This window comes from Neorhizobium lilium, from assembly GCF_004053875.1.
Lineage (GTDB): Bacteria > Pseudomonadota > Alphaproteobacteria > Rhizobiales > Rhizobiaceae > Neorhizobium > Neorhizobium lilii.
Genome location: NZ_SBIP01000002.1, coordinates 819,936 through 844,778, shown reverse-complemented (window position 1 = coordinate 844,778; position 24,843 = coordinate 819,936). Strand labels below are relative to the sequence as shown.

At 60.9% G+C, this 24,843-nt stretch carries 27 protein-coding genes and 1 pseudogene; 13 read left to right on the top strand and 15 right to left on the bottom strand.

All coding sequences use genetic code 11. The features are described from left to right. The first annotated feature begins 44 nt into the window (after positions 1-44). A complete protein-coding gene (locus EPK99_RS10265) occupies positions 45-293 on the top strand; it encodes a hypothetical protein (RefSeq protein ID WP_128442925.1) in 249 nt (82 codons plus the stop codon). A gap of 98 nt (positions 294-391) precedes the next feature. Further along, positions 392-1,249 carry an SDR family oxidoreductase gene (locus tag EPK99_RS10260; RefSeq protein ID WP_128442924.1) on the top strand — a complete coding sequence of 286 codons (858 nt, stop codon included), beginning with the start codon at positions 392-394 and terminating at the stop codon, positions 1,247-1,249. A 59-nt stretch (positions 1,250-1,308) separates the two neighbouring features. Here EPK99_RS10260 and EPK99_RS10255 read toward each other — a convergent pair whose 3' ends face one another. The 7 genes from EPK99_RS10255 to EPK99_RS10230 all read right to left on the bottom strand — a co-directional run bounded on the left by EPK99_RS10255 (position 1,309) and on the right by EPK99_RS10230 (position 8,586). After that, complete coding sequence (locus tag EPK99_RS10255; protein ID WP_128442923.1) at positions 1,309-1,593, bottom strand: hypothetical protein; 285 nt, start codon at positions 1,591-1,593, stop codon at positions 1,309-1,311. Between the two features lie 342 nt (positions 1,594-1,935). After that, entirely contained in the window at positions 1,936-4,470 is a 2,535-nt protein-coding gene (gene treY / locus EPK99_RS10250) for a malto-oligosyltrehalose synthase (protein ID WP_128442922.1), read from the bottom strand. Continuing rightward, entirely contained in the window at positions 4,470-6,281 is a 1,812-nt protein-coding gene (gene treZ / locus EPK99_RS10245) for a malto-oligosyltrehalose trehalohydrolase (RefSeq protein WP_128442921.1), read from the bottom strand. The genes treY and treZ overlap by 1 nt, the downstream gene beginning before the upstream one ends. Positions 6,282-6,409: 128 nt before the next feature. Beyond that, on the bottom strand, positions 6,410-6,547 hold the full coding sequence (locus EPK99_RS25290; RefSeq protein ID WP_164901747.1) for a hypothetical protein: 138 nt from the start codon (positions 6,545-6,547) through the stop codon (positions 6,410-6,412). Between the two features lie 57 nt (positions 6,548-6,604). Further along, positions 6,605-7,354 carry a metallophosphoesterase family protein gene (locus tag EPK99_RS10240; protein ID WP_128443393.1) on the bottom strand — a complete coding sequence of 250 codons (750 nt, stop codon included), beginning with the start codon at positions 7,352-7,354 and terminating at the stop codon, positions 6,605-6,607. A gap of 17 nt (positions 7,355-7,371) precedes the next feature. After that, positions 7,372-8,175 carry a nucleotidyltransferase family protein gene (locus tag EPK99_RS10235; RefSeq protein ID WP_128443392.1) on the bottom strand — a complete coding sequence of 268 codons (804 nt, stop codon included), beginning with the start codon at positions 8,173-8,175 and terminating at the stop codon, positions 7,372-7,374. 153 nt (positions 8,176-8,328) lie between these two features. Beyond that, the gene (locus tag EPK99_RS10230) at positions 8,329-8,586 is read right to left on the bottom strand and encodes a hypothetical protein (protein WP_128442920.1); all 258 of its coding nucleotides are present in this window, start codon (positions 8,584-8,586) and stop codon (positions 8,329-8,331) included. 150 nt (positions 8,587-8,736) lie between these two features. On the opposite strand from EPK99_RS10230, the gene EPK99_RS10225 reads away from it, so the two are divergent. After that, complete coding sequence (locus EPK99_RS10225; RefSeq protein ID WP_128442919.1) at positions 8,737-8,925, top strand: DUF3008 family protein; 189 nt, start codon at positions 8,737-8,739, stop codon at positions 8,923-8,925. An 82-nt stretch (positions 8,926-9,007) separates the two neighbouring features. On the opposite strand, the gene hutX is transcribed toward EPK99_RS10225, so the two are convergent. Then, the gene (gene hutX / locus EPK99_RS10220; RefSeq protein WP_128442918.1) at positions 9,008-9,532 is read right to left on the bottom strand and encodes a heme utilization cystosolic carrier protein HutX; all 525 of its coding nucleotides are present in this window, start codon (positions 9,530-9,532) and stop codon (positions 9,008-9,010) included. An 8-nt stretch (positions 9,533-9,540) separates the two neighbouring features. Beyond that, a complete protein-coding gene (gene hmuQ / locus EPK99_RS10215) occupies positions 9,541-9,885 on the bottom strand; it encodes a heme-degrading protein HmuQ (RefSeq protein ID WP_128442917.1) in 345 nt (114 codons plus the stop codon). Between the two features lie 156 nt (positions 9,886-10,041). Here hmuQ and EPK99_RS10210 point away from each other — a divergent pair, with 156 nt between their 5' ends. From EPK99_RS10210 to EPK99_RS10200, 3 genes and pseudogenes are all read left to right on the top strand, one after another. Then, positions 10,042-10,929: a heme/hemin ABC transporter substrate-binding protein gene (locus tag EPK99_RS10210; RefSeq protein WP_128442916.1), complete on the top strand. Its 888-nt coding sequence runs from the start codon at positions 10,042-10,044 to the stop codon at positions 10,927-10,929. Between the two features lie 17 nt (positions 10,930-10,946). Further along, complete coding sequence (locus EPK99_RS10205) at positions 10,947-12,017, top strand: FecCD family ABC transporter permease (RefSeq protein WP_425374184.1); 1,071 nt, start codon at positions 10,947-10,949, stop codon at positions 12,015-12,017. Between the two features lie 29 nt (positions 12,018-12,046). Next, a pseudogene (locus EPK99_RS10200) lies at positions 12,047-12,796 on the top strand (heme ABC transporter ATP-binding protein); the annotation flags it as partial. A 20-nt stretch (positions 12,797-12,816) separates the two neighbouring features. Here the strand turns inward: EPK99_RS10200 and EPK99_RS10195 are convergent. The 3 genes from EPK99_RS10195 to EPK99_RS10185 are packed head-to-tail and all read right to left on the bottom strand — an operon-like array spanning position 12,817 to position 13,873. Further along, entirely contained in the window at positions 12,817-13,173 is a 357-nt protein-coding gene (locus tag EPK99_RS10195; protein WP_128442913.1) for a YbaN family protein, read from the bottom strand. A gap of 21 nt (positions 13,174-13,194) precedes the next feature. Continuing rightward, entirely contained in the window at positions 13,195-13,518 is a 324-nt protein-coding gene (locus EPK99_RS10190) for a helix-turn-helix domain-containing protein (RefSeq protein ID WP_128442912.1), read from the bottom strand. Beyond that, positions 13,508-13,873: a type II toxin-antitoxin system RelE/ParE family toxin gene (locus tag EPK99_RS10185; RefSeq protein WP_128442911.1), complete on the bottom strand. Its 366-nt coding sequence runs from the start codon at positions 13,871-13,873 to the stop codon at positions 13,508-13,510. Before EPK99_RS10185 ends, EPK99_RS10190 begins: the two co-directional genes overlap by 11 nt. 116 nt (positions 13,874-13,989) lie before the next feature. Here EPK99_RS10185 and galE point away from each other — a divergent pair, with 116 nt between their 5' ends. The 4 genes from galE to EPK99_RS10165 all read left to right on the top strand — a co-directional run bounded on the left by galE (position 13,990) and on the right by EPK99_RS10165 (position 17,391). After that, positions 13,990-14,979: a UDP-glucose 4-epimerase GalE gene (gene galE, locus EPK99_RS10180; protein ID WP_128442910.1), complete on the top strand. Its 990-nt coding sequence runs from the start codon at positions 13,990-13,992 to the stop codon at positions 14,977-14,979. A gap of 13 nt (positions 14,980-14,992) precedes the next feature. Beyond that, entirely contained in the window at positions 14,993-15,691 is a 699-nt protein-coding gene (gene ung / locus EPK99_RS10175) for a uracil-DNA glycosylase (protein ID WP_128442909.1), read from the top strand. 135 nt (positions 15,692-15,826) lie between these two features. Next, positions 15,827-16,756: a VOC family protein gene (locus EPK99_RS10170; RefSeq protein ID WP_128442908.1), complete on the top strand. Its 930-nt coding sequence runs from the start codon at positions 15,827-15,829 to the stop codon at positions 16,754-16,756. A 20-nt stretch (positions 16,757-16,776) separates the two neighbouring features. After that, positions 16,777-17,391, top strand: a complete 615-nt coding sequence (locus EPK99_RS10165) for an alpha/beta hydrolase (protein ID WP_128442907.1) — start codon at positions 16,777-16,779, stop codon at positions 17,389-17,391. Positions 17,392-17,429: 38 nt separating this feature from the next. Here the strand turns inward: EPK99_RS10165 and EPK99_RS10160 are convergent, their stop codons facing one another. Further along, a complete protein-coding gene (locus EPK99_RS10160) occupies positions 17,430-18,005 on the bottom strand; it encodes a transglycosylase SLT domain-containing protein (protein WP_128442906.1) in 576 nt (191 codons plus the stop codon). A 237-nt stretch (positions 18,006-18,242) separates the two neighbouring features. On the opposite strand from EPK99_RS10160, the gene EPK99_RS10155 reads away from it, so the two are divergent. After that, a complete protein-coding gene (locus EPK99_RS10155; RefSeq protein ID WP_164901746.1) occupies positions 18,243-18,779 on the top strand; it encodes a transglutaminase-like cysteine peptidase in 537 nt (178 codons plus the stop codon). 32 nt (positions 18,780-18,811) lie between these two features. Here the strand turns inward: EPK99_RS10155 and EPK99_RS10150 are convergent, their stop codons facing one another. After that, entirely contained in the window at positions 18,812-19,699 is an 888-nt protein-coding gene (locus tag EPK99_RS10150; RefSeq protein ID WP_128442904.1) for a DMT family transporter, read from the bottom strand. Positions 19,700-19,968: 269 nt separating this feature from the next. Here EPK99_RS10150 and EPK99_RS10145 point away from each other — a divergent pair, with 269 nt between their 5' ends. Continuing rightward, on the top strand, positions 19,969-21,264 hold the full coding sequence (locus EPK99_RS10145) for an adenylosuccinate synthase (protein WP_128442903.1): 1,296 nt from the start codon (positions 19,969-19,971) through the stop codon (positions 21,262-21,264). Positions 21,265-21,323: 59 nt separating this feature from the next. Then, positions 21,324-23,693 (top strand): hypothetical protein, encoded by a 2,370-nt coding sequence (locus tag EPK99_RS10140; protein ID WP_128442902.1) that lies wholly within the window; start codon positions 21,324-21,326, stop codon positions 23,691-23,693. A 198-nt stretch (positions 23,694-23,891) separates the two neighbouring features. Here the strand turns inward: EPK99_RS10140 and rpoH are convergent, their stop codons facing one another. After that, complete coding sequence (gene rpoH / locus EPK99_RS10135) at positions 23,892-24,794, bottom strand: RNA polymerase sigma factor RpoH (RefSeq protein WP_128442901.1); 903 nt, start codon at positions 24,792-24,794, stop codon at positions 23,892-23,894. Between the last annotated feature and the right edge of the window lie 49 nt (positions 24,795-24,843).

The following is a 24,843-nucleotide window of genomic DNA, read 5'->3' as shown; positions in this document are numbered from 1 at the left end:
CTCCAGCCAAACCATTCGACAGGTACTCAAGAATGGAGCCTGTCATGCCTGATAAGTCTGAAGCTGACCTCGAAGCCCGCCGCCGGTCCCTGGCGCTGGAGGGAGCGTTCCTGCTTCTCATCGATGGGCTTGCCATGCGCGGGACGATTTCCGCCGGAGAGGCAGAGGATATGTTACGCATCCTGGCCAAGAGTTCGGACTTTTCTGCCGCCCGGGCTTCCACCTCCATGCGCATGGTTCAGCAGTTGAAGCAATTGCGGGGCGGCGACGGTGTCGTGACGCCGGGCGCCTGAACGAGTTCGGCATCGCGGCCGACGTGACGAATGCGGGAACCAAGCAGGGTGCGGGAGGTTGGAGGGCTTCAACTCAACCTAAGAAGAGGATCCCGCTTATGGCTGATCATCCCACTCCACCGTTTGCCGAACAGCAGCAGCCGATGCCCGGATATACCGGCCGCATGAACCCTGTGCCGGACCACGGCGAGACCTCTTATCGTGGCTCGGGACGGCTGGCAGGGATGAAGGCTGTAATCACCGGTGGTGACAGCGGCATCGGACGCGCGGTCGCCATCGCCTATGCACGCGAGGGCGCAGATCTGCTGATCTCCTACCTCAACGAACATGAGGATGCGGAAGATACCAAGCGTGTCATCGAAGAAGCTGGTCGCAAGGTCGTGCTGGTGCCAGGCGACATTCAGGACCCGGCCCATTGCCGCGCCATCATCGACAAGGCGGTCTCCGAACTCGGCGGCATCGACATCCTGGTCAATAATGCCGCACACCAGGCGACGTTTTCCACGATTGAGGAAATGCCAGACGAGGAATGGGAACTGACCTTCAAGGTCAACATCCACGCTATGTTCTACCTGACCAAGGCCGCCGTGCCGCACATGAAGCCAGGCAGCGCCATCGTTAACACTGCGTCGGTCAATGCGGACAACCCGAGCCCGACCCTTCTCGCGTACGCGACCACCAAGGGCGCGATCCAGAATTTTACCGCAGGCCTTGCCCAGATGCTGGCGGAGCGAGGCATTCGTGCCAACGCCGTCGCTCCCGGCCCGATCTGGACTCCGCTCATCCCCTCCACGATGCCGGAAGACAAGGTGAAGGAGTTCGGTATGCAGGTCCCCATGAAGCGTCCCGGTCAGCCGGCTGAACTCGCGACGACCTACGTCATGCTGGCCGATCCGCTCTCAAGCTATGTATCCGGAACGATGATTGGCGTGACAGGCGGCAAACCGATTATCTGAGATCACACTCTAAGACGGCAGAAGCTGTGGTCCGTCGTTAGGGACGCGGCTTTTTGTCGTCAGGTCCTGCGGCCGATTTCCCGCGCGAGGTCGTCGAAGCCGATGATCTTGCCACTCGCATGCGCTTCATTGGCGAGCATGAGAAGACGAATGGGAAATGCGACCGCCTTGCGGTTGGACGCGGATATATGGTCGGCCCGCTCGTTTGAAAGCACCTTGCTTTCTGCAGCTTCAAGCGTTTCGCGCAGTTCGTCGTGGGTGGCAAGGCCCTTGTCCACCAGCAGGCGGTTGATGGCGGCGAGCGCCAGATAAAGGCCCTCAAGCTGCGGATTGGCAGTGTTCATGGCTACCTCCCTGTTCAGTGGGGCGGGTTATTCCAGCACTGGCCCGAGTTCCCGCCAACGGTCGCTCAACACCCGCCACGCTTCTTTGTTCCTGTAACATCTGCGGGAACCTTTTGACCGGTTTTCCCGTTCAATTCCCGACATCAAAAAGGAGAAGGTCATGAACAGCATCGTTTGGTTGGTAGGCGCCGTGGTTATCGTTATCGCCGTCCTCAATCTCGTCGGTTTTGCTTGAACCACTCGCATTTGTCGGACGCTCGCTTCCGCTAGGCATCGAAAAGGGCGCTGCTTCCTCCCAAGCAGCGCCCTTTTTTTATTCGGCATGACGTGATTGCTGTGGCCTTACTCGGCCCGCAGCAGCGCAAAGGGATGATCGGCGAAGGCCCAGTTGACCGACAGCCGATCCTTGGGGTCGAAAGCCTTGCCGGTGTAGATGTCGCGGTATCTGAGGCTCGACAGTTCGGCCGGCAGCACGACCTCCGTCTCCGCCCAGCGATCTTCCGGGGTTTCGTCCGAACCCGTATAGAGTGCACTGAAAACCAGCCGCGGCGCGATTACGATCAGAGCGTCTTCCTCATCGACGCGGGCGAAAGCGACAACGTTATCCTCGCGCTTGCCTGACACTTCGAGCGGCAGGTAGCGGCCTTTGCGGAAGAGGCTCGGTACTTCCTGGCGCAAGCGCAGAAGCACGGCCACCACCTGCTGCTTCAGCCGGCCCGTCTGCCATTCATCCTCCTGCGCCGAGGCCAGCACATCCGTTTCTGTGAACTGCTGCTGGAGGGTTTCGAAATCCGGCTCGCGCCGATTGTCCGGATCGACAAGGCTGAGATCGAGGCCTTCGCTGCCCTGGTAGATATCCGGCACACCGGGCGCCGTCAGCTTCACGATCGTCTGGGTGATGCTGTTGACGAGGCCTGCCCGCAGGAAGGGGCGCAAGGTGTCCGTGAAGTCGATCAGGAAGGTCTCATTCTGCGGCGACAGGAGATTGCGTGCATAGCCGAGAACCGCACCTTCGTAAGCCTCGTTCACATCGCTCCAGTTGGTGCGGAGCTTGGCTTCCCTCAGGGACTTTTCCACGTAGGCCGTCAGACGTTCTTCCAGCGCTTTCAGGCCGACTGCATCGTCGTGGCGCAGGTCTGTCGGCCAGACGCCGACGAGTGCCTGGTACAGCATCCACTCGATCTCGGGCTCGGGTGCCGGACCATCGTCCAGGATCTTGACGGATGCCCGGTTCATCTCCCGCCAGCGGTTCACGGCTTTCGCCCAGAGATCGGGCGCTTCACTCAAGGCATAGAGGCGGGCACGGGCGTCCTCGCCGCGCTTGGTGTCGTGGGTGGAGGTTCCTGACAAACCGTCCGGCTGGCGTTCAAGCCGCGTCTGCATCTCGGCATGGAAGCGATCAAGGCTATGGAGGCGGGGCAGGGGTTCGCTGCCGACTTCGTTGAGCGCAAGGGCGGCGTGATGCCGGAAGAAGAGCGTATCTTCCACCGATTTTGCCATCAGCGGGCCCGTCAGTTGCTGGAACCGGACACGGAATTCTCCACTTGGCCCCGACGTCTGGCCTTCGCCACTCAGGATGCCGGAGAGGAAGGTCAGCGCCTGTTCGCCTGGTGCATGCGGTCCCCGCCGCACGGTCTCGACGACCTCGTGCAGCCTCTGACGGCTCTCCGCCGGCATGCCATCGAGCGTGCCATAGGTGCGGTAGACCGGGAAGGCGACCAGCAGCTCTCGCAACGCGCTCTTTACGTCAGCTTCGGGGATTTCGTCCGAAGAGTCGCTCGCCGTCTGGATCTCCATCGCCAGCCTCAGCAGGTTGGAAACCTCGCCGGCGAAATTGTTGTCCGCCATCAGGAGCTTTGCTTTGCGCAGCTCCTCTTCCATCTCAGCCGGCTTCCCGGTGAGTTGATGGTAAGCCTGGCGAAGCTCCGACAAGCCGTTGTTGTCCACCAGTATATCGCTCAGCGCCGCGATGAATTCATAGCCGGTCGTGCCAGAAATCGGCCAATCAGTTGGGATCTGCTCGCCTTCACCCAGGATCTTCTCGACCGTGATGTAGCACTCGGGGCCGGCTTCCTGGCGAAGCCGCTCAAGATAGGCCTTTGGGTCGGCAAGCCCGTCTACATGGTCTACCCGCAGCCCGTCCACCTTTCCGCTGCGGACCAGTTCGAGGATGAGCCGGTGGGTGTCATCGAACACTTCGGGATCTTCCACGCGTACGCCGACAAGGCCGGTGATCTCGAAGAAGCGGCGGTAGGACAGGTCCTTCGGCGCATCGCGCCAGGACATCAGCCGGTAGGGCTGCTCTTCGTGGATGGCAAGGATATCCGCCTCGTCGGTGATGGCAAGAAGCTCCGCTTCCCGGCCCTCATAGGTCGGTGGGGAGAGGGGATAAAAAGTTTCGTAATAGGCGAAGGCGGGCTTGCCGGTCTTCGGGTCCTTCTTTACGGCAATGTCGCCGGCCTCTATGACCGCTTCGAACGTATCGCCCAGGAAGGGCAGGGTCAGCTTGCGGTCCCAGTTGATGTCGAAATAGCGCGCATAGCGGCTCTGCTCGCCGTTTTCGACCACATCCCGCCACCAGGGGTTTTCGAGGGACGCCGCCATATGGTTCGGCACGATGTCGAGGATCAGGCCGAGCCCGTTGTCCTTCAGGGCTATTGACAGGCGTTCGAAGCCTTCGCGGCCGCCGATCGTCGGGTCGATCTCGTTGGCATTGGTCACGTCATAGCCGTGCGTGGAGCCGAAGGTGGCTGTGAAGATTGGAGAGGCGTAGAAATGGCTGATGCCGAGCCGCTTCAGATAGGGAACCAAAGCGGCTGCCCGGTCGAATGTCATGCCGTTGCGGAACTGGATGCGATAGGTAGCGGTCGGAATCATTACGCGGCATCTCCGGCAGGTGCGAGGCTAACGACGATGGCATTCGGCGCCAGATCAGTGGAAGTGTCGGGATAGGCGAAAATGACCTCGCTTTGCTGTTCTTCAAGCTTACGCGGCTTGTCGCTCAGGTTGACGGCCATGCTGAGCTTGCCCTCGGGGAAGGTCCAGGCAACAGCAAAATAGCCGTCACCGGTTTCGAGCACCTCGCCGATATTGCCTCCGGCAGACGCCAGCATGGGCACGATCTTCTCACGGCGCAGCGCCAGCAGCTTGCGGGTAAAGTCCAGCCAGGCCTTGTTTTCGGCACTATCGATCTTGTCCCAGCCGAGCTTGGAATTTTCGAATGTCGATTTGGCATTCGGATCGGGAACGGTCTCGCCTTCATGGCCGGAATGGCCCTCGAACTCCTTGCGGCGCCCTTCGCGAACGGCCTTGGCAAGCTCGCCATGAAAATCTGTAAAGAACAGGAAGGGGTTGGTCTCGCCGTACTCCTCGCCCATGAAGAGCAAAGGAATATGCGGCGACAGCAGGAGTGTCGCCAGCAGCACTTTCGTCTTCTCCGGACCAGCGAGATCGATCAGGCGTTCGCCCAGCGCGCGGTTGCCAACCTGATCGTGGTTCTGGATGAAATCCACGAAGGCAACAGGCGGCTGGCCGGCGCTCGGGACACCGCGTTCCTCGCCCGTCTGCGGCGAAACCTCGCCCTGGTAGGCAAAGCCTTCCGCCAGGATGCGAGCCACTAGCCGGGCGGGCTCGGTCGCGAAATCCTGGTAATAGGCATGGCTTTCGCCGGTTGCGAGCGCATGAGCCGCATTATGGAAGTCGTCGTTCCACTCGGCATCATAGAGCGGAACGCTGCCATCTTCGCCGCGTTCGTGCAGGAAGGTGACGTTGCGGGCATCTTCCGTCGTCAGGTGGATCGGCCGATCGGTGATCTCGGCACGGATGCGTTCAGCGATCTCGATGAGAACATGCTTCTCCGACATGTCCTCAATCTGGTCGATGGCGTCGAAACGCAGACCGTCCAGGTGGAACTCTTCCAGCCAATAGAGCGGCGCGTCGGCAATGTAGCTGCGCATGGCGTCCACGTCATAGGCGATTGCGGCACCCCATGGGGTCCGCTTTTCCGGGTGGAAGCTGGGAGGGGCCAGCAGCGGCAGGTAGTTGCCATCAGGGCCGAAGTGGTTGAGCACGATATCGAGCACGACCGAGATGCCATGGGCATGCGCCGCATCGACGAAAGCCTTGAAATCCTCCGGTGCGCCATAGGCCGCATGCGGCGCATAAAGCAGGACGCCGTCATACCCCCATCCGTGATGTCCGGCGAAATGGGCGAGCGGCAACAGCTCGATCATCGTGATCCCGAGTTCCGCGAGATAGGGCAATTTCTCGATGGCGCTCTGGAAGGTTCCTTCCTGCGTGAAGGTGCCGATATGCAATTCGTAAACGACGGTTTCTTCCCATGGCCGGCATTGCCACCCCGTATCCTTCCAGGCATAGCTCGTCGGATCGATGACCAGAGACGGCCCGGAGACATCCTTCTTCTGCCCGCGCGAGGCAGGATCGGGAACGACGAGGCCATCGGCCAGCACGTAATTGTATTCTGCGCCGGGGGAGACGCCGGTTGCCAACAGCTCGAACCAGCCATCGTCCGTTCGGCTCATGGGGGTGTCGTCACCGTTCAGACGAAGCACGACCTCATCTTGACCGGGTGCCCACAGCCGAAACCGGACTTCGCCGGCTGCGGTAAATTCGGCGCCCCATGTCTTTGGAAAAGCACGAAACTCTGCGACAGACTCTACTTCAGACATTGCAACCAGCCCTTGATGAAACGAGACCGCCAAACGGAGCTAGGGGGCTGTGAGTTCCATAGGGAAACAGGTGTGTGGCGAAAACGGTCAGTGCCAACGAAAGTCCCGCGTAAATCAAGGTGATCTGCTTACGGCTTTGGCTCAGGCGGCTTGTCTTTTGCGCCCGGTTCCCTGTCCGGCTTCTTGGTATCCTGACGGGCGAGTTCCCGGTCGATGACGTCACGCGAGCCTTCGGCTGGCTCCTGGTCGAGATTGGGTTGGGACATGAGACTTCTCCTTGATTCTCTAACCCCCAACAGCTTGTCTGCGGCTTCGTTCCAGGCCTATAGTTCCAATAGGGCGTAGGGCCGGCCTGTCGGCTTTTCGATATGGGAGGCGACGTTGTACACCGGCGCGCCGCCTGGTGTGCGGCCTTCATAGGTGCCGCGATGGGCGTGACCATGCACGACCGCCTTCACCGGAAAGCGGTCGATCGTCTCGGCCAGACGCGACGAGCCGAGGAAGGGATAGATCTCCTGCGGCTCGCCTACCACGGTCTCCTGGATTGGAGCATAGTGCAGGACGACCATGGCCCGCTCCGAGCGCACCTGCCGGAGGGCGTTTTCGAGCCGCATTGTTTCCTCCACGCTTTCGGCAACCATGGCCTTGATCGCCGGCTCTCCGAAAGAGCCAAGCATGTGACGGCCGAAGCCGCCGGCGAAGCCCTTGACGCCTGCAAAGCCGACGCCCTTGATCTCCACGGCCTGTCCTTCCAGAAGCTGCACACCGGCATTCTTGAAGATGCGGCCGATTTCCTCCACGCAGCCGCATTCGTAATCATGGTTGCCCAGGACGGCGACGATGGGAATCGTGCATGAACGCAGGTCGGCTGCAAGGATCTCAGCCTCCTTGGGCTTGCCGAGATCGGTGAGGTCACCAGTCAGGACAAGAATGTCGGCGGCCTGCGAAATTTCGGTGAACAAGTCCTTCAACGAAGGCGATCCATGCTCCTTGACATGCAGGTCGCCCATGGCGGCGATCCGGGCCTTGCCGTTCAGCTTCCCAGCTTCACCGAATTCAGAGCGGCCATTCATTGCATCCGTAGCCTCGTTCACACCGGACCTCCTTCCAGACTTGCCTCATCCACGCCTTCACGAAGCTCGCCTTCGCCGCCGACATCGGCAAAGCCCCATTCCTTCACGTCGATCTCGAAATCCACCCGGCTGAACATACGGCCCCGGCAGATCTTCATCTGTGGCAACGGCAGCTCCCTCTGTGCCCTCAGCCGGTCCAGAAGCTCGTCCATCAGCCAGTCCGGCACCTTGTCGCGCTCGGTGGGGTATATCCAACGGAAATTGAGAAGGTGGATCAGCAGCACTTCCCAATGCACTTCCATGTGGTTCAGGAGGCGGTGCCAGTCGATCTGGTCGTGCGCCCTCAGGATCATGTGGACGACGTCGCCGCCGTCATAGCGATGGCGCAGCTGCACGAAGCACTTGGACCAGATGAGTTCGGTCGGCGCGATAATGCGCACCTTGTGGCCGTTCATCTCGATCTGGCTTGCATTATCGAACCATGTGTCGCTGATCGGCATGGTGCCGTTCGAGCCGGCGAAGATGACATCGAAGAAATGCCTGCCCTTGCGGACCTTGCCCAGCCAACGATCATCCTCGACTTCGATCTCGTAGTCCTTCTCCTTGAAGTGCGCGAGAATGCGGGCGTAGTCGCCGGCCTTGCAGAAGATGTCGAGATCTTTGGTCGGGCGGATAATGCCCGTATAGGCGCTGACGGCAAACGTCCCTGCCAGCAAGTAAGGGATGTGGGATTTCACCAGTTCTTCCAGGGATTCCGCCACGAAGGCTTCGGCATCCGCATCCGCCAGTGTCGGAGCTCCCTTGACCTCAATTCCCGGCATAGCTTCGACCGGGTGCGATCCGGTCTTCCGGTGCTGGTCGTCACCCAGGATGTCGGGGGAATTCATCGGCTTCTCCGCTCAATGTTTGGGCGGTGAATACTTCAAAGCGCCGGAGGTTCCCCACCGGCGCTTTTTCTACGTATTTTAGGAGGCTTAGCGCTCCTGATTGTCCGCGTTGGCCATGGGGCTCGTCCGGCCGTCTGGCTGGTCCGTATCGGAGCGCTGGTCGATATCGTCAAGATCGGACTCGACCAGAAAGTTATCACCACCGCCAAGGCGGGCTGCTTCCTTCACAGCCTCCAAGTTGGTCGCGTCCCGCTGGGTGTGGAGCTCGTCATCCAGATGCTCCCGGTTTTCCTGTTCGACACGAGCCGATTCACTCTCGTCATTCACTTTTGGTTCGGCGTCCATGGTGATTCCTTTCTGAATTCCGGCCGCTTGTGAAATGCGGCGATGGCACAAGAACCCCTAGCTAAGGCTACAAGTTCCGCCATCGCGCATACGGGAACCAAATGAGCAGGAACCGGTTTGAAAATCTTGTCGGAACATGAGGAGGCAGACATGCCAGCCAAATCCCAGGCACAGCAGAAGGCTGCAGGCGCAGCTCTTGCCGCCAAGCGCGGCGATATCAAGAAAGGCGACCTAAAAGGCGCTTCGAAGAGCATGGAGAAATCCATGAGCGAGAAGGAGCTCGACGAGCTGGCTTCCACGAAGCGCAAAGGCAAGCCTGAGCATGTGAAGAAGGACTGATCAACGCCCACGTGTCTGCAGAAGCGGCGGCCATGAGACCTGCGGATGGTGCCGGCACACTGGGCCGGCACCACGGTATAGATCATAATGTGGCGTAGCGATCCCGCAGCGTCTCGAATTTCTGCAGCTGTTCGCCGATCAGTTCGCGCGCTTCGTCGCGTTTAACGAAGACCTTGAACATGGCCGACCCTTTGCCGTTCATGAACCAGACCGAGCAGGACCGGCGGCCGTGAAAGGCGCGATCGACAAAGCTGATCGATACGCAATTGTCCTTGCGGATGTGACCGCCAATCGGGCTGTCGCCATGGATGTTGAACCAGCCATGCCCCTCCGAGCCGACCGGCAAGCTGCCGTCGATTTCGGCGACGACATCCTCGGTATGGACGAGAAACAGAACGACACCCCAGGTGGTGAGCTCGTTCCAGATGTCGAGAAAACTCTCTTTGGGAGCGATGACGACGGAGTCCTTCGGCAGGATCGCGAGGATCTCGGCCGGCGTCACGTCCGCAGCGGTGGCAATGGCTTCGACCACTCCATCCGGCTTTTCAGCCAGTGCGGCCAGTGCCCGTTCACGCCGGTCCGAAATTTGCGCTACAGCGGCGGTCATGACGGGGCTCACGCGGCGTCGGCGCGTGCGCCGTGCTTGTCTTCATGAATGATGACTTCGAAACCCTCGAACTGCGGTCCGGACAGATACTCGATCTTGCCGCGATTTTCGCCGGCCTTGGCATGCGCCGTCCGAAACTGATCCGACTTCGTCCAGGTCTGGAAGTCCTCGAACGTTTCCCAGACTGTGTGAGATGCGTAGAGGGTGTGATCCTCTGCCTTCGGGCCCTTCAACATGTGGAATTCGATGTAACCCGGCATCTCGGCAAGCCGGCCCTGGCGGCTGCGCCACATGGCCTCGAAGGCCTCTTCAAAACCCGGAACGACCCGGAAACGGTTCATCGCGATATACATGGTAGGTCCCTCACCAAAGTTGCATTTCAGGCTCAAGATATCTTTGCCCATCCCTTGAAAAGCGGAAAAAACTTGTCTAGTCAACTCAAGTTATGAGCCGTGCGATGCCGATCATCGCATCCGGCTGATGCTTCAGGCAAGGAAGAGGTAGGGACTATGACAGCGTTTTGGGGATCCCGGGCTTTGTTTGCGGCCGTTCTTATGGGCGCCGGCTCGATGGCCGTGTCGAGCAATGCCTCGGACAAAGCAAATCCCCAGGCACAGCGGATCGTCTCCATAGGCGGGACGATCACCGAGATCCTCTACGACCTCGGCGCTCAAGACCGCATTGTCGCTCGCGATTCCACCAGCACGTTTCCCGCGGACGCAGTTACCAAGCCTGATGTCGGCTATATGCGGGCGTTGTCGGCGGAAGGTATTCTTGGTCAGAAGCCGGACCTGATCCTGATGGAGGAAGGTTCCGGCCCGCCGCCCGTACTGGATATTCTGAAAGCCAGCGAGATTCCCGTCGTGGTCATCCCGACACCGCCCGATGCTGCCAAGATCGGCACCAAGATCCGCGACGTTGGGGCTGCGGTGGGATTGTCTTCCCAAGCCGAAACGCTTGCTGCGCAGACGGAGCAGGACCTGGCGAAGCTCGCGGCGGAGGTTGCTAAAGTGCCTGCGCCCAAGAAGAAGGTGCTGTTCGTGCTGTCGCTTTCCAACGGCCGGATCATGGCAGGCGGCGGCGATACGGAAGCGGGTGCCATTATCGAGCTTGCCGGCGGCGTTAATGCAGCACCAAGCATAACGGGCTACAAGCCGCTGTCCGACGAGGCTGTAATTGCGGCACAACCCGAGGTGATCCTCTCCATGTCCGCGAGTGGCGACCATAGGATAAAGCCGGAGCAGATGTTCGCGCTGCCTTCGATGCAGACAACCCCCGCCGCCGCAAACAATGCACTCGTATCGATGGACGGTCTCCTGCTCCTCGGCTTCGGTCCCCGTACGCCGCAAGCGGCCCGCGCTCTGGCCGCGCAGATCTATCCGGAAGCCATCAACTGATGGGAAGGGCGCTGGCCATGGCTCTGCGTCCGGCGGCCAATGGTGACAGGAACCGGCAGGGTGTGCTGGTGCTCGTTCTTCTGGCACTGCTTCTCGTCCTTGCCTGTGTCGTTTCGCTCGGAGTTGGACCAACCGGCGTCGGCCTCGCAGATCTATGGGCCTATGCCAGCGGCAATGCCGCCAGCCTTTCCACCCAGGAGCGGGTCATTCTTGAAGCCGTGCGGCTGCCGCGTACGGCGCTCGGCCTGTTGGTCGGCATGGGGCTCGCCGTTTCCGGCGCGATGATGCAGGGCCTGTTCCGCAACCCGCTTGCCGATCCGGGCATTGTCGGGGTCACGTCCGGCGCTGGACTTGCGGCGGTCGCGGCCATCATCTTCGGCAATGGCCTGCTGGCGCCTTTCGCCATGCTGCTCGGCAATCAGTTTCTTCCGCTCATGGCCTTCTTTGGCGGCCTGTTCAACACGTGGCTGCTCTATGTCATCGCAACGCGTGACGGACGCACCTCCACGACAGGCCTCATCCTGTCCGGTATCGCGATCGGCGCCCTGACGGGTGCGTTGATGGGCCTCATGATCGTCATGGCAGACGACCGGCAGTTGCGCGACATCACCTTCTGGAGCCTTGGTTCGCTGGGCGGGGCGACCTTCGGGCGCGTCATGTCCATCCTCCCCTTTATCATCGCTGTGCTTGCCATCATGCCCTTCGTTGCGCGCGGGCTCGATGCTCTGGTTCTGGGCGACGCTGCAGCCTTCCACATGGGTATTCCGGTACAGCGCCTGAAGCGCCTCGTCATCGTGGCAGTCGCCGCTGCCTGCGGCTCCACGGTCGCGGTTGCAGGATCGATCGGCTTCGTCGGCATCGTTGTTCCGCATTTGCTGCGGCTTGCCATGGGGCCGTCGCACCGCTTTCTGCTGCCGGGCTCTGCGCTCGGTGGCGCTGCGCTACTGCTGATCGCCGACAGCGTGGCGCGAACCGTCGCGGCGCCAGCGGAACTGCCGATCGGCGTCATCACTGCCTTGTTCGGCGCCCCTGTCTTCCTCTTCCTGCTTCTGGGACGGGGCGGCATGGGCATGCGGGAACTGCCATGATCCGTGCACACAACATCACCGTCACCCGCTCAGGCCGCAAGCTGGTGGACGATGTCAGCATCACGCTGACGCCCGGATTGTTCACCGCCGTCATCGGCCCGAACGGCGCCGGAAAATCGACGCTTCTCAAGGTTCTCTGTGGCGAACTGATCCCGGATACGGGATCTGTCACCTATGCGGATAGCGCGGGCAGTTCTCAAAAACCGGCCGCACTGGCCAGACTACGTGCCGTGCTGCCGCAGGCGACACAGCTTGCGTTTCCGTTCTCGGCGCTCGAGATCGTGCGCATGGGTGCGGTGGCTCAAGGGGCGATGAACCCGACCGCGGAGGCACGCAAGGCCCTGGCTCGCGTCGGCCTGCGCGGTTTCGAGAACCGACCTTATCCCTCGCTGTCGGGCGGCGAGCAGCAACGCGTTCAGTTCGCGCGCGCTCTTGCGCAGGTGCCACAGCCGGTCGTGAGTGGTGTGCCGCGTGCGCTGTTTCTCGATGAGCCGACGGCCAGCCTCGATCTCGGCCATCAGATCGCCGTGCTCGAGATCGCCCGGGATTTCGCAGCCGCTGGCGGCATGGTGCTTGCCATCCTGCACGACCTCAACCTTACAGCCGAGTTCGCCGACCGTTTGGTTGTGCTCAACCATGGCAGGATGGTCGCGGAGGGTCCCTGTCTCGAAACCGTTCAGGACGACGTTATCGCCAGCGTCTATGGCATTACGGGAGCCGTCGGCCGGCTTCCGCCAAGCCACATTCCTTACGTGCTGCCGCAATCACGGCACCGCTGAACTTGCGGCTACGATAACGTCTATGCACTCGGGCGTGTCAGCATGAAGATCGCGGGCGCGATCATGACAGCCGCCACAAGCACGGCGCGCCAGAAGGGCGGCGATGTGCCGAACCAGAAGGCGGCATAGCTTAGGGCCATGAGCGAGATCGCCATGACCTTCGCCCTCGTCGAGATTGCGCCTCTTTCCCGCCAGTTCCGCAGTGGCGGGCCGAACTGCCTATGGTTCATCAGCCATGCCTCAAGCCGCGGCGAGGAACGGGCGAAACAGGCCACCGCGAGCAGAAGAAAGGGCGTCGTCGGCATGACGGGCAGGAAGGCACCGATCACGCCGAGGCCTACGAAGAGCCAGCCGAGAAGCAGGAGGACGATGCGCATGATTGATCTCCGGCATCGAGATCAGGACAATACCCGAAGCCCATGCCTGCGGACGATATCGAGCAATTTCAGCGCCGGGCCACTCGGACGCTTCGCACCGCTCTCCCATTTCTGCACCGTGGATTCGCTCGTGTTCAAATAGCGGGCGAAGACCGGTTGGCTGATGCGATTGTCTTCCCGCAAAGCCTTGATTTCACCCGGCGCCATTTCGAAGGGTACAGAAAGGCAAGTCTCGTCGAACGTTCTCATCGTCTCCTTGTCAATGGTCCCGGCATCGTACATGCCTTCCACCGCGCTGTGGATCGCCTCGAACGCATCGCTTTTGAATTTCCGCTTATTCGCCATTGCAAATCTCCACCAGTGCGCCGTTTTTCAATTCCGCCTCGATGGCTTCGGTTGTCTTTCTTCGATAAAGATCGACCAACTTTCTGAACGCAGCCAACTCGTCTTCATCGATATTGGCTCGATCCTGCTTCGCGAAAAGAAAAGCATAGATCCAGAATGCGTCACCCTTGGCCAAGATGATTGATCTATGGCGATTGTTGTTAAGCCTTTTCTTGAAGACGCCGCCGCCCAGATCATCGGCCTGTCCAAGCGTCACTTGATCGATGGCTTTGCATAGGTCCCGATCTGCTATCGCAGCCTTCCTTGCCGCTTTTGCAAACCAAGCCGTTTTGAATACTCGAATCCCCCATGGCACAACGTAGCACTCGGTGCTACTGAATTCAAGGTTGCCACCGCTTCTCAGCGCCGACCCTTTCCATTTGCCGGACGGCCGCTATAGTTCCGCCGGATTCATAACCGATCGGGGAGACGATGTCGAAAAAGAAGGTACTCGTAGTCGGTGGAGCTGGATATATCGGCTCCCATACATGTCTCGTTCTGGCGGAGCGGGGCTATGAGCCCGTCGTTTTCGACAATCTTTCCAATGGTCACGCGGAATTCGTCCGTTGGGGCGAGCTGGAACAGGGCGATATTCGCGACCGCGCGCGCCTCAATGAAGTCTTCGCCAAGCATAAGCCGGATGCGGTTCTGCATTTCGCAGCACTGATCGAAGTGGGCGAGTCGGTGAAGAACCCGGTCGCCTTCTACGACAACAATGTCATCGGCGCCCTGACGCTTCTTTCGGCGGCGATCGATGCGGGCATCAAGGCTTTCGTGTTTTCCTCGACCTGCGCTACCTATGGCCTTCCCGACCGCGTGCCGATGGACGAAACGCACAAGCAGGCACCGATCAACCCTTACGGCCGTACCAAGTTCATCATCGAACAGGCGCTCAAGGATTACGGGACCTACAAGGACCTCAAGTCCGTGATGCTGCGCTATTTCAATGCGGCTGGTGCGGATTTCGAAGGCCGGATCGGAGAATGGCATACACCTGAAACGCATGCCATTCCGCTGGCAATCGAAGCGGCGCTTGGCCGGCGCCAAGGCTTCAAGGTGTTCGGCGACGACTACGACACGCGCGACGGCACTTGTGTGAGAGACTATATCCACGTGCTCGATCTGGCCGACGCGCATGTGCGGGCAGTGGACTATCTGCTTGAAGGCGGAGAGACGGTGGAGCTCAATCTCGGCACCGGGACAGGCACGACGGTCAAGGAACTGCTGTCGGCGATCTCGGATGTTTCGGGCAAGCCTTTCCCGGTCGAATATGTCGGCCGGCGCGAAGGAGATTCCACCTCGCTTGTGGCGGACAACGAGAAAGCGCGGGCCGTGCTGGGCTGGGAGCCAAAATATTCCCTGCACGACATCATCCGCTCCGCCTGGGATTGGCATTCCCGTTCCAACCACGTGCTACAATAAAGGCGGCGACCGCATGACGGACAGCGAGGTCAAGCTCGAGGAGAGTTGGAAAACGGCGCTCGGCGCCGAATTCTCCGACCCTTATATGGGCGAATTGCGCCGGTTCCTTCTGTCCGAAAAGGAGGCGGGAAAGCGGATCTTCCCTAAGGGCTCGGAATATTTTCGCGCGCTGGACCTGACGCCGCTCGATGCGGTGAAGGTGGTGATCCTGGGGCAGGACCCCTATCACGGTTTTGGCCAGGCGCACGGTCTCTGCTTCAGTGTGCGGCCGGGGACGCGCATTCCGCCGTCGCTCGTCAACATCTACAAGGAGATGCAGACCGATCTCGGGATCGAGCCTGCTCGCCACGGTTTTCTGGAACATTGGGCGCGTCAGGGGGTGTTGCTCTTGAACAGCGTGCTGACCGTGGAAGAAGGAAAGGCCGCAGCCCATCAGGGCCATGGCTGGGAGCGCTTTACCGATGCCGTCATCCGCATGGTGAACGACCGCTGCAATGGTGTCGTCTTCATGCTCTGGGGGTCCTATGCTCAGAAGAAGGCGGCTTTCGTGGACCAGAGCAAGCATCTCGTCCTGAAGGCGCCGCATCCGTCGCCGCTGTCTGCCCATAACGGCTTCTTCGGCTCGCGACACTTTTCCAAAGCGAACGATTTTCTGATCTCCCGCGGAAAGGAACCGATCGACTGGCGCCTGCCGCCGGTTGCCGATCAGTGAACGACAAGAGGATGTTCGTCTTCACCTTGTGAACAATCCGTTCGGATGGTGCCTTCTATCCAAGCGGCCTGGCATAGCCCAAATATTGACCCAGACGAGGCCGCAATCGCGGTTCTCAAGAAAGGGTTTAAGATTATGATCGACCAGATCAAGGGCCTGCACCACATCACCTCCATGGCCGGGAAGGCCAGCACCAACAACGCGTTCTTCACTGACACGCTCGGCCTGCGCCGGGTCAAGAAGACCGTCAATTTCGACGCGCCGGATGTCTACCATCTCTATTATGGCGATGAAGTCGGCTCGCCCGGCTCCGTCATGACCTATTTCCCGTTCCCGCATATTGCCCGCGGTCGCCAGGGCACGGGCGAGGTTGGCACCACGCTGTTCTCCGTTCCGGACGGCTCGCTCGGCTACTGGACCGACCGCCTGACCAAGGCAGGCGTGGAAGGTCTCAAGGCAGACAGCGCATTCGGCGAAAAGCAGCTGCATTTCGCCGGCCCGGACGGGGACGGCTTCGCGCTGGTGGAGATCAAGGACGATCCGCGCAAGAGCTTCACCGGCAATGGGATCAGCGAGGATCACGCGATCCGCGGCTTCCATTCGGCGGCCCTGCGGTTGCGGGACGAAGGTGCGACGGCAGAGCTTCTCAAGTTCATGGGTTATCAACCGGTGGACCATAAGGACGGCGTAACTCGGCTTGCCATCCCCGGCGGCAACGGCGCGGACCTGATCGATCTCGAAACCATGCCGAACATCAGCAGTGCCAAGCTCGGTGCCGGCTCCGTCCATCACATCGCCTTTTCGGTCGAAAACCGCGAGAAGCAGCTCGAAGTCCGCAAGGCACTGATGGATACCGGTTATCAGGTCACCCCGGTGATCGACCGCGACTATTTCTGGGCAATCTATTTCCGCACGCCGGGCGGCATCCTGTTCGAGATCGCCACCAACGAACCCGGTTTTGACCGGGATGAGGATACGGCGCACCTGGGCGAAGCACTGAAGCTGCCGATGCAGCACGCGCATCTGCGGGCGGAGCTCGAGAAGCATCTGGAACCGCTGGCATAACCGCTTTCAGGAGAAAAGACATGAGCCACGACAGTTATGTGCACCGGGTGCGGCCCGGTGCTCCCGGTGCGCCCATCCTGTTCGTCTTTCACGGCACGGGCGGCGACGAAAACCAGTTCTTCGATTTCGGTTCGCGGCTGCTGCCGGGCGCGACGATCGTGTCGCCGCGCGGCGATGTTTCGGAGCATGGAGCCGCCCGCTTCTTCCGTCGCACGGCGGAAGGGATCTACGACTGCGACGACCTTGCGCGGGCAACTGCCCGGATGAGCGAGTTTGCGGAGGCGAACCGCCAGAAGTACGAATCATCCACCGTGCTTGGCCTCGGCTTTTCCAACGGCGCGAATATCCTTGCCAATATCATGATCGAAAGGCCGGGCCTGTTCGAGGCGGGTGTGCTGATGCACCCGCTGATCCCGTTCAAGCCTGCCGATCGGAGCATCGACGCCAAGGCGCATGTGCTGATCACCGCCGGCGAGCGCGACCCGATCTGCCCCGTGCCGCTCACAGTCGAGCTTTCGGATTACTTCAAGCGGCAGGGCGACAAGGTCATGCTGGAATGGCATCCCGGCGGCCACGAGATCCGCCCGAACGAGATCGAGGCGATCAAGACGTTCATGACGCCTTACGGCGCCTGAGGCCCATCCTTGGATGTCAGGCTCAGAGTATGCGGAAATCAGTAACCGCAGCCTCTGAGCTGTTCCTCGTAGCGCTGCGCCATCCCGGCCGATTTCTGTGCAGTCCGTTTGACGCCGCCGCCGAAGTCGCCGCGAGCATAGCCTGCCTGGCCGGTATAGTAGGCAAGGTAGAGATTGTAGCTGTCGTTGAGAGGGATGCCGTTCCGGACATGGCTCTGGTTGTGATACCAGGCGACGAAACGGACTGCATCGCCGAAGTCGCTGCGGCTCGCGCCCCAGCGCCCGGTCTGCCTCTGATAGGTCGCCCATGTGCCGTCCAGCGCCTGCGCATAGCCGTAAGCGGAGGAGATGCGGCCCCAGGGAATAAAGCCGAGGACGTATTTGCGCGGCGGCTTGGCCCGCGCCTGGAAGCCGGACTCCACATAGATGGTCGCCATGAGAATCGGTACAGGCACGCCATACTCCCGCGCCGCCGATTTCGCGTCGCGCGCCCAGTTGTTGAACAGCCCGTCGCGCTGGGAAAAAATGGCGCAAGCGTCCGTGATGCGGCTCGGTGCGGAGGCGCAGGCGGACAGAGACAGCGCCAGAAGGGCGATGAAAAACGCATTACGCATCGCTCGATCTCTCGGTTTGAAACCATACTAAGCGTAAAAATTAACGAAAACTTTAACGGGCAACGTCTTCGTGGGTGTTGAACGCGCAGCCCTCGCGGTGTCCCGGTTCGGGAAAAAAGTGGATTTCAATAAAATTGCACCTTTTCACTTAAGCGGCGGGAAAACGTGGCTGAGTATGGTTGTGCCATGAAGAAACAAAGCGGCAATCAAGTCCGCCGAGCAACAGGGTGCAGTCCGATGATCAAGAAGCTCATCATTTCCGCAGTCATTCTCACCGCTCTCATTTCCGGCAAGGAATCCCATGCGGCCGGCGCCGGCGGTTTTGCCCGCGCTCTTGCCATGGCCCCTGCGGTTCATGTCCAGCTTGCGCAGAACCATTTAGAGCCCCGGCAGACGCTTGGATCCGAGATCCTGTCTCTTGATCAGCGGCAGGAATTGCTGGGCGTCAACTCCGGGGTCAACGGCACGATTGCCGATCTCGACACCTATCTCGGCGGCTTCGACCAGGCTGCGGCGACAGATATGCAGGCCAAGACCTGCTTCGACTGCGCCGATATCAAACGCGACCAGTTGCAGGCCATGGGCTGGTCGAAGGACCGGATGCGGATTGCCTATGCCGTGACCGCCGAAGGCCGGATCGAACGCGTTCTGGTGGTATCGAGCAGGCAAGGCGAGATCGTTCTTGGCAATGACGCCCCGCTGGTGGACTTCAGCGGCAGCGAGCCGGTTCAGGTTTCGGCGCCTTTCGCTCCGGTTGATGCCATCAGTATCTGAACCGTGTCGACCGTAGAAAGCCCGCTCTGCCTTCAGGCAGCGGCGGGTTTTCCCCATTCGGCGATCGTGATGCCGCTGAGGGCCAGCACCAGCGCGACGACGTGGAAGGTCTGCAGGTCTTCGCCCAGGATAGCGACGGACAGGAGCATGCCGAAGACCGGCACGAGGTTGATGAAGAGGCCCGCACGGTTGCCGCCGATGCGTTCCACTCCGAATATGTAGAGGATCTGCGCGATCAGTGACGCGAAGACGGCGGTGTAGATGGCAATCATCCAGCCCTTGGTGTCGGGCCAGAGAACGTTGCCGGCAGACCATTCCCACGCCAGAAGCGGGATCGTCGTCAGAAATGCGAAGAAGGCCGGCAGCGCCATCAGGCTACGCCAATGGATGGGAGGCTTCCAGCGCAGCGATACCGTGTAGACCGCATAAGCGACGATCGCGATGATCATCAGGGCGTCGCCGAAGTTGAGGGTGAGCTGTAGCAGGGACGCCAGGTCTCCGTGGGCGGCGGTCAACGCCACGCCAGTCAATGTCAGCGCAAAGCCCATTATCTGGGCAAGCGACACTTTCATGCGGAAAAAGACGAAGTTAATGAAGAAGATTGTCATTGGGATCGCCGCCTGCTCGATCGTCACGTTGATCGCGGTCGTATATTTGAGCGCGGAGTAGAGGACGGCGTTGAAGGTGGTATAGCCGACGATTCCATAGAAACACAGTAGAGGCAGATGCCGGCGGGCGACGTGCCAGTCCCTGATGAGCTGAGGCACCGAAATTGCAAAGATCAGGCCGCTCGCCAGGAACCATCTCCAGAATGTCAGCATCATCGGGCTGATATGGCCCACTGCCATCTTCCCGGCCACGGCATTGCCGCCCCAGCACAGCGTTGCTATGATCAGGCAGATATAGGCTGTCTTCTGCAAAAGCTGCTCCCGTTGATGCCTTACAGGCGAACGTGATCCGTCGGGCGCGCAATATCGTGTCCTTTGCCCTTTTGTCACGCAAAAACCCTTGCATAGTCACAAAGCGGTCGCTTTCCTTCCGCCAAGGCATTATAGATGCGCCCGTTTGCACAGGCGGGAGCTTTTTGGGCTCCGGATTATAATGTGCAAGAAGTGGCGCTCGAGCTTGGCGGTCGGATCCGCGGCGGGTGCCTGGTTGCGTAAGCTTTGGCCGGGAGCAGGAAAACAAGATGACGAACGTAGTCGTGGTTGGTTCGCAATGGGGTGACGAGGGCAAAGGCAAGATTGTCGATTGGCTCTCTGAACGCGCCGATGTGATCGTCCGCTATCAGGGCGGCCACAACGCCGGCCATACGCTGGTCATCGACGGTGTGAGCTACAAGCTCGCGCTGCTGCCATCCGGCCTCGTGCGCGGCAAGCTCAGCGTTATCGGCAACGGCGTCGTGGTCGATCCGCATCACTTCGTTGCCGAAGTCGAGAAGCTGCGCGGGCAGGGGGTCGCGGTCACGCCGGAAATCCTGCGCATCGCCGACAATGCGCCGCTCATCCTTTCGCTGCATCGCGATCTCGACGGATTCCGCGAGGATGCAGCCTCCAACAATGGCACGAAAATCGGCACGACCCGTCGCGGCATCGGCCCGGCTTACGAGGACAAGGTCGGGCGCCGCGCGATCCGCGTCATCGACCTTGCCGATCCTGATACGCTGCCCGCGAAGATCGACCGCCTGCTGACCCACCATAACGCCCTGCGGCGCGGACTGGGCCTGCCGGAAATCTCGGTCGAATCCATCGAGAAGGAGCTTGCCGACGTTGCCGCGCAGATCCTTCCCTATGTCGACCAGGTCTGGCGCGTTCTCGACGACCAGCGCAAGGCGGGCGCTCGCATCCTGTTCGAAGGGGCACAGGGCGCGCTTCTCGACAACGACCACGGCACCTATCCCTTCGTCACCTCCTCCAATACGGTTGCCGGCCAGGCGTCCGCGGGCTCGGGCCTCGGCCCGACGGCTATCGGCTATGTACTCGGCATCACCAAGGCCTATACGACCCGCGTTGGAGAGGGCCCTTTCCCTTGCGAGCTGCACGACGAGGTCGGCAAGCACTTGTCCACGGTCGGGCGTGAAGTCGGCGTCAATACCGGCCGCCCGCGTCGTTGCGGCTGGTTCGATTCGGTTCTCGTGCGCCAGACGGTGAAGACCTCGGGCATTACAGGTATCGCACTGACCAAGCTCGACGTTCTGGACGGCCTGGACGAGCTGAAGATCTGCGTCGCCTACAAGCTCGACGGCCAGGAGATCGATTACCTGCCGGCAAGTCAGAGTGCACAGGCACGGGTCGAGCCCATCTACATCACGCTCGAAGGCTGGAAGGAATCGACCGTCGGCGCTCGCAAATGGGCAGATCTGCCTGCGCAGGCGATCAAATATGTGCGGCAGGTCGAGGAATTGATCGGCGCGCCGGTCGCCCTACTTTCCACCAGCCCGGAGCGGGAAGACACGATACTTGTGACTGACCCATTTGAAGACTAAAGTCAGGAACTGATTATTCATTCGGCCGGTGAACAGCCGGCGACCATGAGAAAGTGCTGATGGCTGATTTTGTAGCGGTGATCCGCCGCGCTGTCGACGGACTGGCGACGAACACGCCGGAGACGCGCGCGAAAGTGTATGAGAAGGCCCGCGGCGCCGTCCAGCGGCAGCTCGAGAACATGAAGCCCCGCCCGCCGGAAGAAATGCTGCGCCGGCAGATGGACAAGCTTCAGGCAGCCATCGAAGAAGTCGAAACGGAACATCAGGAAGCCTCGACGCCGGCGGAGGGAGCTTTCGTGGCGCCCGTGGCGGCGCCCGAACCGGTGCACTATGCCGAGCCTGACCAGCAGGCGCCTGTCTATGAAGAGCCTGTCGTCGCGGCTGCACCGGCAGTCGTTCCGGTGGACGAAGATCATAGCCGTTACTACCGCGACGAGCCGGAGCAGGCGCCGTCTGCGCCCGTCGTCTATCACGAACCTGAGTCGGAACCTCTTCCTGAGCCTGTGGCCGTCGCGCCTGCGGTTCATGACGAGCACGTCTACGAGGCTCACCCTGCCGAGCCGGAGCCGGCCGAAACGCATGAGGCTCCCTGGAACGAGCATCATGCGCTGGACGTGTCTCCCATGCGCGAAGAGACCTACGAGGTCGATCATCACTCCGATCTGCCGGTCACTCCGGAACAGGTGGAAGAGGATTTCTCCTATTCCGCCCGTAATCCCTATGCGAGCCAAGACGAACCGGTCGCCGCGCCCGTTGCCCCCGATCTTTCCGGGCATGGAACAGACTGGCATGCCGAACAGGCGCCTGATTTGGCTGAACAAACGGCCGAAAGCTGGAACTGGCATGAGCCCGCCCCGGTCGCTCCGACGGAAGTTGCAGCAGCCTGGGACGATGTGCCGGAACTCGTACCGGCCGGCCCGGTAGAATCGATCGAGCGCGGTCCTTCAGCGGACAATATCGAAGCGCATTTCGATCAGGAAACCCATGTCACGGCCGAAGCGGTTCGGATGCCCGCCGTCGCCGATCTGCCGGAGCTTGCCGCCGCCGCAAATGCCGCGCCCGCCGCTAGCCCTGCCGCAGCCGTAGCCCCGGCCTTCGAGGATCCCTTTGCGGATTATGTTTCCAAGCAGCCCAGCGCAAAGACCCCGAAAGACGCCGAGCGCGATCCTTGGGGCGATCTCGAAGACCTTATCGGCTACAACAACATCACCGCATCCGAGCCGGCCGCCAGGCGGACTGCTACCGAAGAGGACGACCTCTCCGATCTGATGCAGCCGCCGGCAAAGCCCTATCGGGTAACCCCGGTGCGCAAACGCAATTACAGCGGCATCGTGCTTGCCCTTATCGGCCTCGTGCTGCTAGGCGGCGGCGGGTATGCCATCTGGATGAACCGCGATGCCCTGACCGGCGTCATGGAAGGCCTGATGCAGCCGGACCTGAAAAACGACCAGTCCGCGAACCAGGCCAAGCCCGCTCAGTCTTCGACGCCGGCCACGCCCGCACCGGCGCAGACGGCAACACAGACGCCGCCTGCTGCTTCGAACAGTAATACGGCCGCGTCCGCCGCTCCTTCTGCGGCCGATTCGGGGGCTGCCCCATCTAAGTTCACGCAGCGGCTGATGCCCGATGGCAAGGAAGTGGACGAAGGTCCTGGCGCCACCGGCGGTCTTGCTCAAAATGCCGAGGGCCAGTCAGTGGCCCAGTTGAACGCGCCTCCGGCCAATCCGGCGCCTGCCGCTCAGGCGTCCAATGGAGCAAGCCCCGTACCGGCCAGCCCGGCGCCGAGCACAGGTGCTGCACCGGCGACCGTTCCTTCCGCTCCGGCACAGGCTCCTGCCGCCAATCCTGCGGATACGCCCGCGGTTGCCGGGGAAAAGATGTTCCTTTACGAGGAGCGGATCGGCCAGACGGCGCCGACGGCACTTGACGGCACTGTTTCCTGGTCGCTGCAGCGGGAGCCGGGCGCCAATGGTGCGCCGCCGGAACCTGTCGTTCAGGGACGGATCACAATTCCGGGCCGCGGTCTGACGGCGCTGATGACGTTCAAGCGCAATACCGACCCGTCGCTGCCGGCCAGCCATCTGATCGAGATCGTGTTCGCCGTTCCACCGGATTTCGAAGGTGGCGCGATCGACAGCGTCCAGCGAATCGCAATGAAGCAGACGGAGCAGGATCGCGGCAATGCGCTCATCGCCGTGCCGGCCAAGATCACCGACGACTTTCACATGATCGCGCTCAACGACTTCCCGGATGCGCGCAATACCAATCTCGACCTCCTGCGGACACGCAACTGGATCGACATTCCGGTCGCCTACCGCAATGGCCGCCGCGCCTTGCTGACCCTTCAGAAGGGGCCTGAAGGCGAAAAGGCTTTCAACGAGGCGATCCGCGAATGGGCCCAGATGGCACCGGCTCCGACGGGCCAGTAAGCACAATCATCTTATCGACGAATATTCCATGACAATGGCGCGGGAACAGGTTGTTCCCGCGCCATTTGCGTATTGCAAACTGGCGACGACGAAGAAGGTCACGGCCAACGCCCAGGCTTCAGCGGCTGTAAGCGCAAAAAAGCCCGCGGGCCAGTTTGGCACGCGGGCTGCGGATGTAGTGGGTTGACGGATCAGGCGTCAGGCGTCCACGACGCGAAGCGCGGTGGCTTGGGCCAGGGCTTCCTTCTGGACGGCCTCCTGAACCTTTTCGAAAGCGCGGACCTCGATCTGCCGGACGCGTTCGCGACTGATGTCGAACTCGGACGAGAGTTCTTCCAGCGTCACCGGATCTTCGGAAAGCCGGCGGGCCTCAAAAATCCGCCGTTCGCGGTCGTTGAGCACGCTCAGCGCTTTGCTCAGCATCCGACGGCGGGTTTCCAGCTCGTCCTGCTCGATCAGGGTCTGTTCCTGGGTCTCATGCTCATCGACTAGCCAATCCTGCCACTGGCCGGCTTCGCCTTCGCTCGCCCGGATCGGGGCATTGAGCGAAGCGTCGCCGGAGAGGCGGCGGTTCATCGAGATGACCTCTTCCTCGGACACTTTCAGCGTCGTTGCGATCTCCTTCACCTGGTCGGGCTTCAGGTCGCCTTCATCGATGGCCTGAATGCGGCCCTTGAGGCGGCGCAGGTTGAAGAACAGCCGCTTCTGGTTGGCGGTGGTGCCCATTTTCACGAGCGACCAGGATCTCAGGATATATTCCTGGATCGAAGCCTTGATCCACCACATGGCATAGGTCGCCAGGCGGAAGCCGCGCTCCGGGTCGAATTTCTTGACGGCCTGCATGAGGCCGACATTGCCTTCGGACACGACTTCGCCGATCGGCAGGCCATAGCCGCGATAACCCATGGCGATCTTTGCCACGAGACGCAGATGGCTTGTCACCAGCTTGTGCGCGGCGTCGCGGTCGCCATGCTCGGCATAGCGCTTCGCGAGCATGTATTCCTGCTGGGGCTCCAGCATGGGAAACTTGCGGATCTCATCCAGGTAACGATTGAGACCGGCTTCGCCGGCGGTAATTGAAGGCAAATTATTGCGGGCCATAAAGCACCCCTTTCCGAACGTTGTCGGCTCCCTCTCGAATGAGCGATAC

What these genes read in the sequence shown, in the direction of transcription:
- EPK99_RS10265 (WP_128442925.1), top strand. Translation starts at nt 45, where the DNA reads ATGCCTGATAAGTCTGAAGCTGACCTCGAAGCCCGCCGCCGGTCCCTG.
- EPK99_RS10260 (WP_128442924.1), top strand. Translation starts at nt 392, where the DNA reads ATGGCTGATCATCCCACTCCACCGTTTGCCGAACAGCAGCAGCCGATG.
- EPK99_RS10255 (WP_128442923.1), bottom strand. Translation starts at nt 1,593, where the DNA reads ATGAACACTGCCAATCCGCAGCTTGAGGGCCTTTATCTGGCGCTCGCC.
- treY (WP_128442922.1), bottom strand. Translation starts at nt 4,470, where the DNA reads ATGATTCCGACCGCTACCTATCGCATCCAGTTCCGCAACGGCATGACA.
- treZ (WP_128442921.1), bottom strand. Translation starts at nt 6,281, where the DNA reads ATGTCTGAAGTAGAGTCTGTCGCAGAGTTTCGTGCTTTTCCAAAGACA.
- EPK99_RS25290 (WP_164901747.1), bottom strand. Translation starts at nt 6,547, where the DNA reads ATGTCCCAACCCAATCTCGACCAGGAGCCAGCCGAAGGCTCGCGTGAC.
- EPK99_RS10240 (WP_128443393.1), bottom strand. Translation starts at nt 7,354, where the DNA reads ATGAATGGCCGCTCTGAATTCGGTGAAGCTGGGAAGCTGAACGGCAAG.
- EPK99_RS10235 (WP_128443392.1), bottom strand. Translation starts at nt 8,175, where the DNA reads ATGCCGGGAATTGAGGTCAAGGGAGCTCCGACACTGGCGGATGCGGAT.
- EPK99_RS10230 (WP_128442920.1), bottom strand. Translation starts at nt 8,586, where the DNA reads ATGGACGCCGAACCAAAAGTGAATGACGAGAGTGAATCGGCTCGTGTC.
- EPK99_RS10225 (WP_128442919.1), top strand. Translation starts at nt 8,737, where the DNA reads ATGCCAGCCAAATCCCAGGCACAGCAGAAGGCTGCAGGCGCAGCTCTT.
- hutX (WP_128442918.1), bottom strand. Translation starts at nt 9,532, where the DNA reads ATGACCGCCGCTGTAGCGCAAATTTCGGACCGGCGTGAACGGGCACTG.
- hmuQ (WP_128442917.1), bottom strand. Translation starts at nt 9,885, where the DNA reads ATGTATATCGCGATGAACCGTTTCCGGGTCGTTCCGGGTTTTGAAGAG.
- EPK99_RS10210 (WP_128442916.1), top strand. Translation starts at nt 10,042, where the DNA reads ATGACAGCGTTTTGGGGATCCCGGGCTTTGTTTGCGGCCGTTCTTATG.
- EPK99_RS10205 (WP_425374184.1), top strand. Translation starts at nt 10,947, where the DNA reads ATGGCTCTGCGTCCGGCGGCCAATGGTGACAGGAACCGGCAGGGTGTG.
- EPK99_RS10195 (WP_128442913.1), bottom strand. Translation starts at nt 13,173, where the DNA reads ATGCGCATCGTCCTCCTGCTTCTCGGCTGGCTCTTCGTAGGCCTCGGC.
- EPK99_RS10190 (WP_128442912.1), bottom strand. Translation starts at nt 13,518, where the DNA reads ATGGCGAATAAGCGGAAATTCAAAAGCGATGCGTTCGAGGCGATCCAC.
- galE (WP_128442910.1), top strand. Translation starts at nt 13,990, where the DNA reads ATGTCGAAAAAGAAGGTACTCGTAGTCGGTGGAGCTGGATATATCGGC.
- ung (WP_128442909.1), top strand. Translation starts at nt 14,993, where the DNA reads ATGACGGACAGCGAGGTCAAGCTCGAGGAGAGTTGGAAAACGGCGCTC.
- EPK99_RS10170 (WP_128442908.1), top strand. Translation starts at nt 15,827, where the DNA reads ATGATCGACCAGATCAAGGGCCTGCACCACATCACCTCCATGGCCGGG.
- EPK99_RS10165 (WP_128442907.1), top strand. Translation starts at nt 16,777, where the DNA reads ATGAGCCACGACAGTTATGTGCACCGGGTGCGGCCCGGTGCTCCCGGT.
- EPK99_RS10160 (WP_128442906.1), bottom strand. Translation starts at nt 18,005, where the DNA reads ATGCGTAATGCGTTTTTCATCGCCCTTCTGGCGCTGTCTCTGTCCGCC.
- EPK99_RS10155 (WP_164901746.1), top strand. Translation starts at nt 18,243, where the DNA reads ATGATCAAGAAGCTCATCATTTCCGCAGTCATTCTCACCGCTCTCATT.
- EPK99_RS10145 (WP_128442903.1), top strand. Translation starts at nt 19,969, where the DNA reads ATGACGAACGTAGTCGTGGTTGGTTCGCAATGGGGTGACGAGGGCAAA.
- EPK99_RS10140 (WP_128442902.1), top strand. Translation starts at nt 21,324, where the DNA reads ATGGCTGATTTTGTAGCGGTGATCCGCCGCGCTGTCGACGGACTGGCG.
- rpoH (WP_128442901.1), bottom strand. Translation starts at nt 24,794, where the DNA reads ATGGCCCGCAATAATTTGCCTTCAATTACCGCCGGCGAAGCCGGTCTC.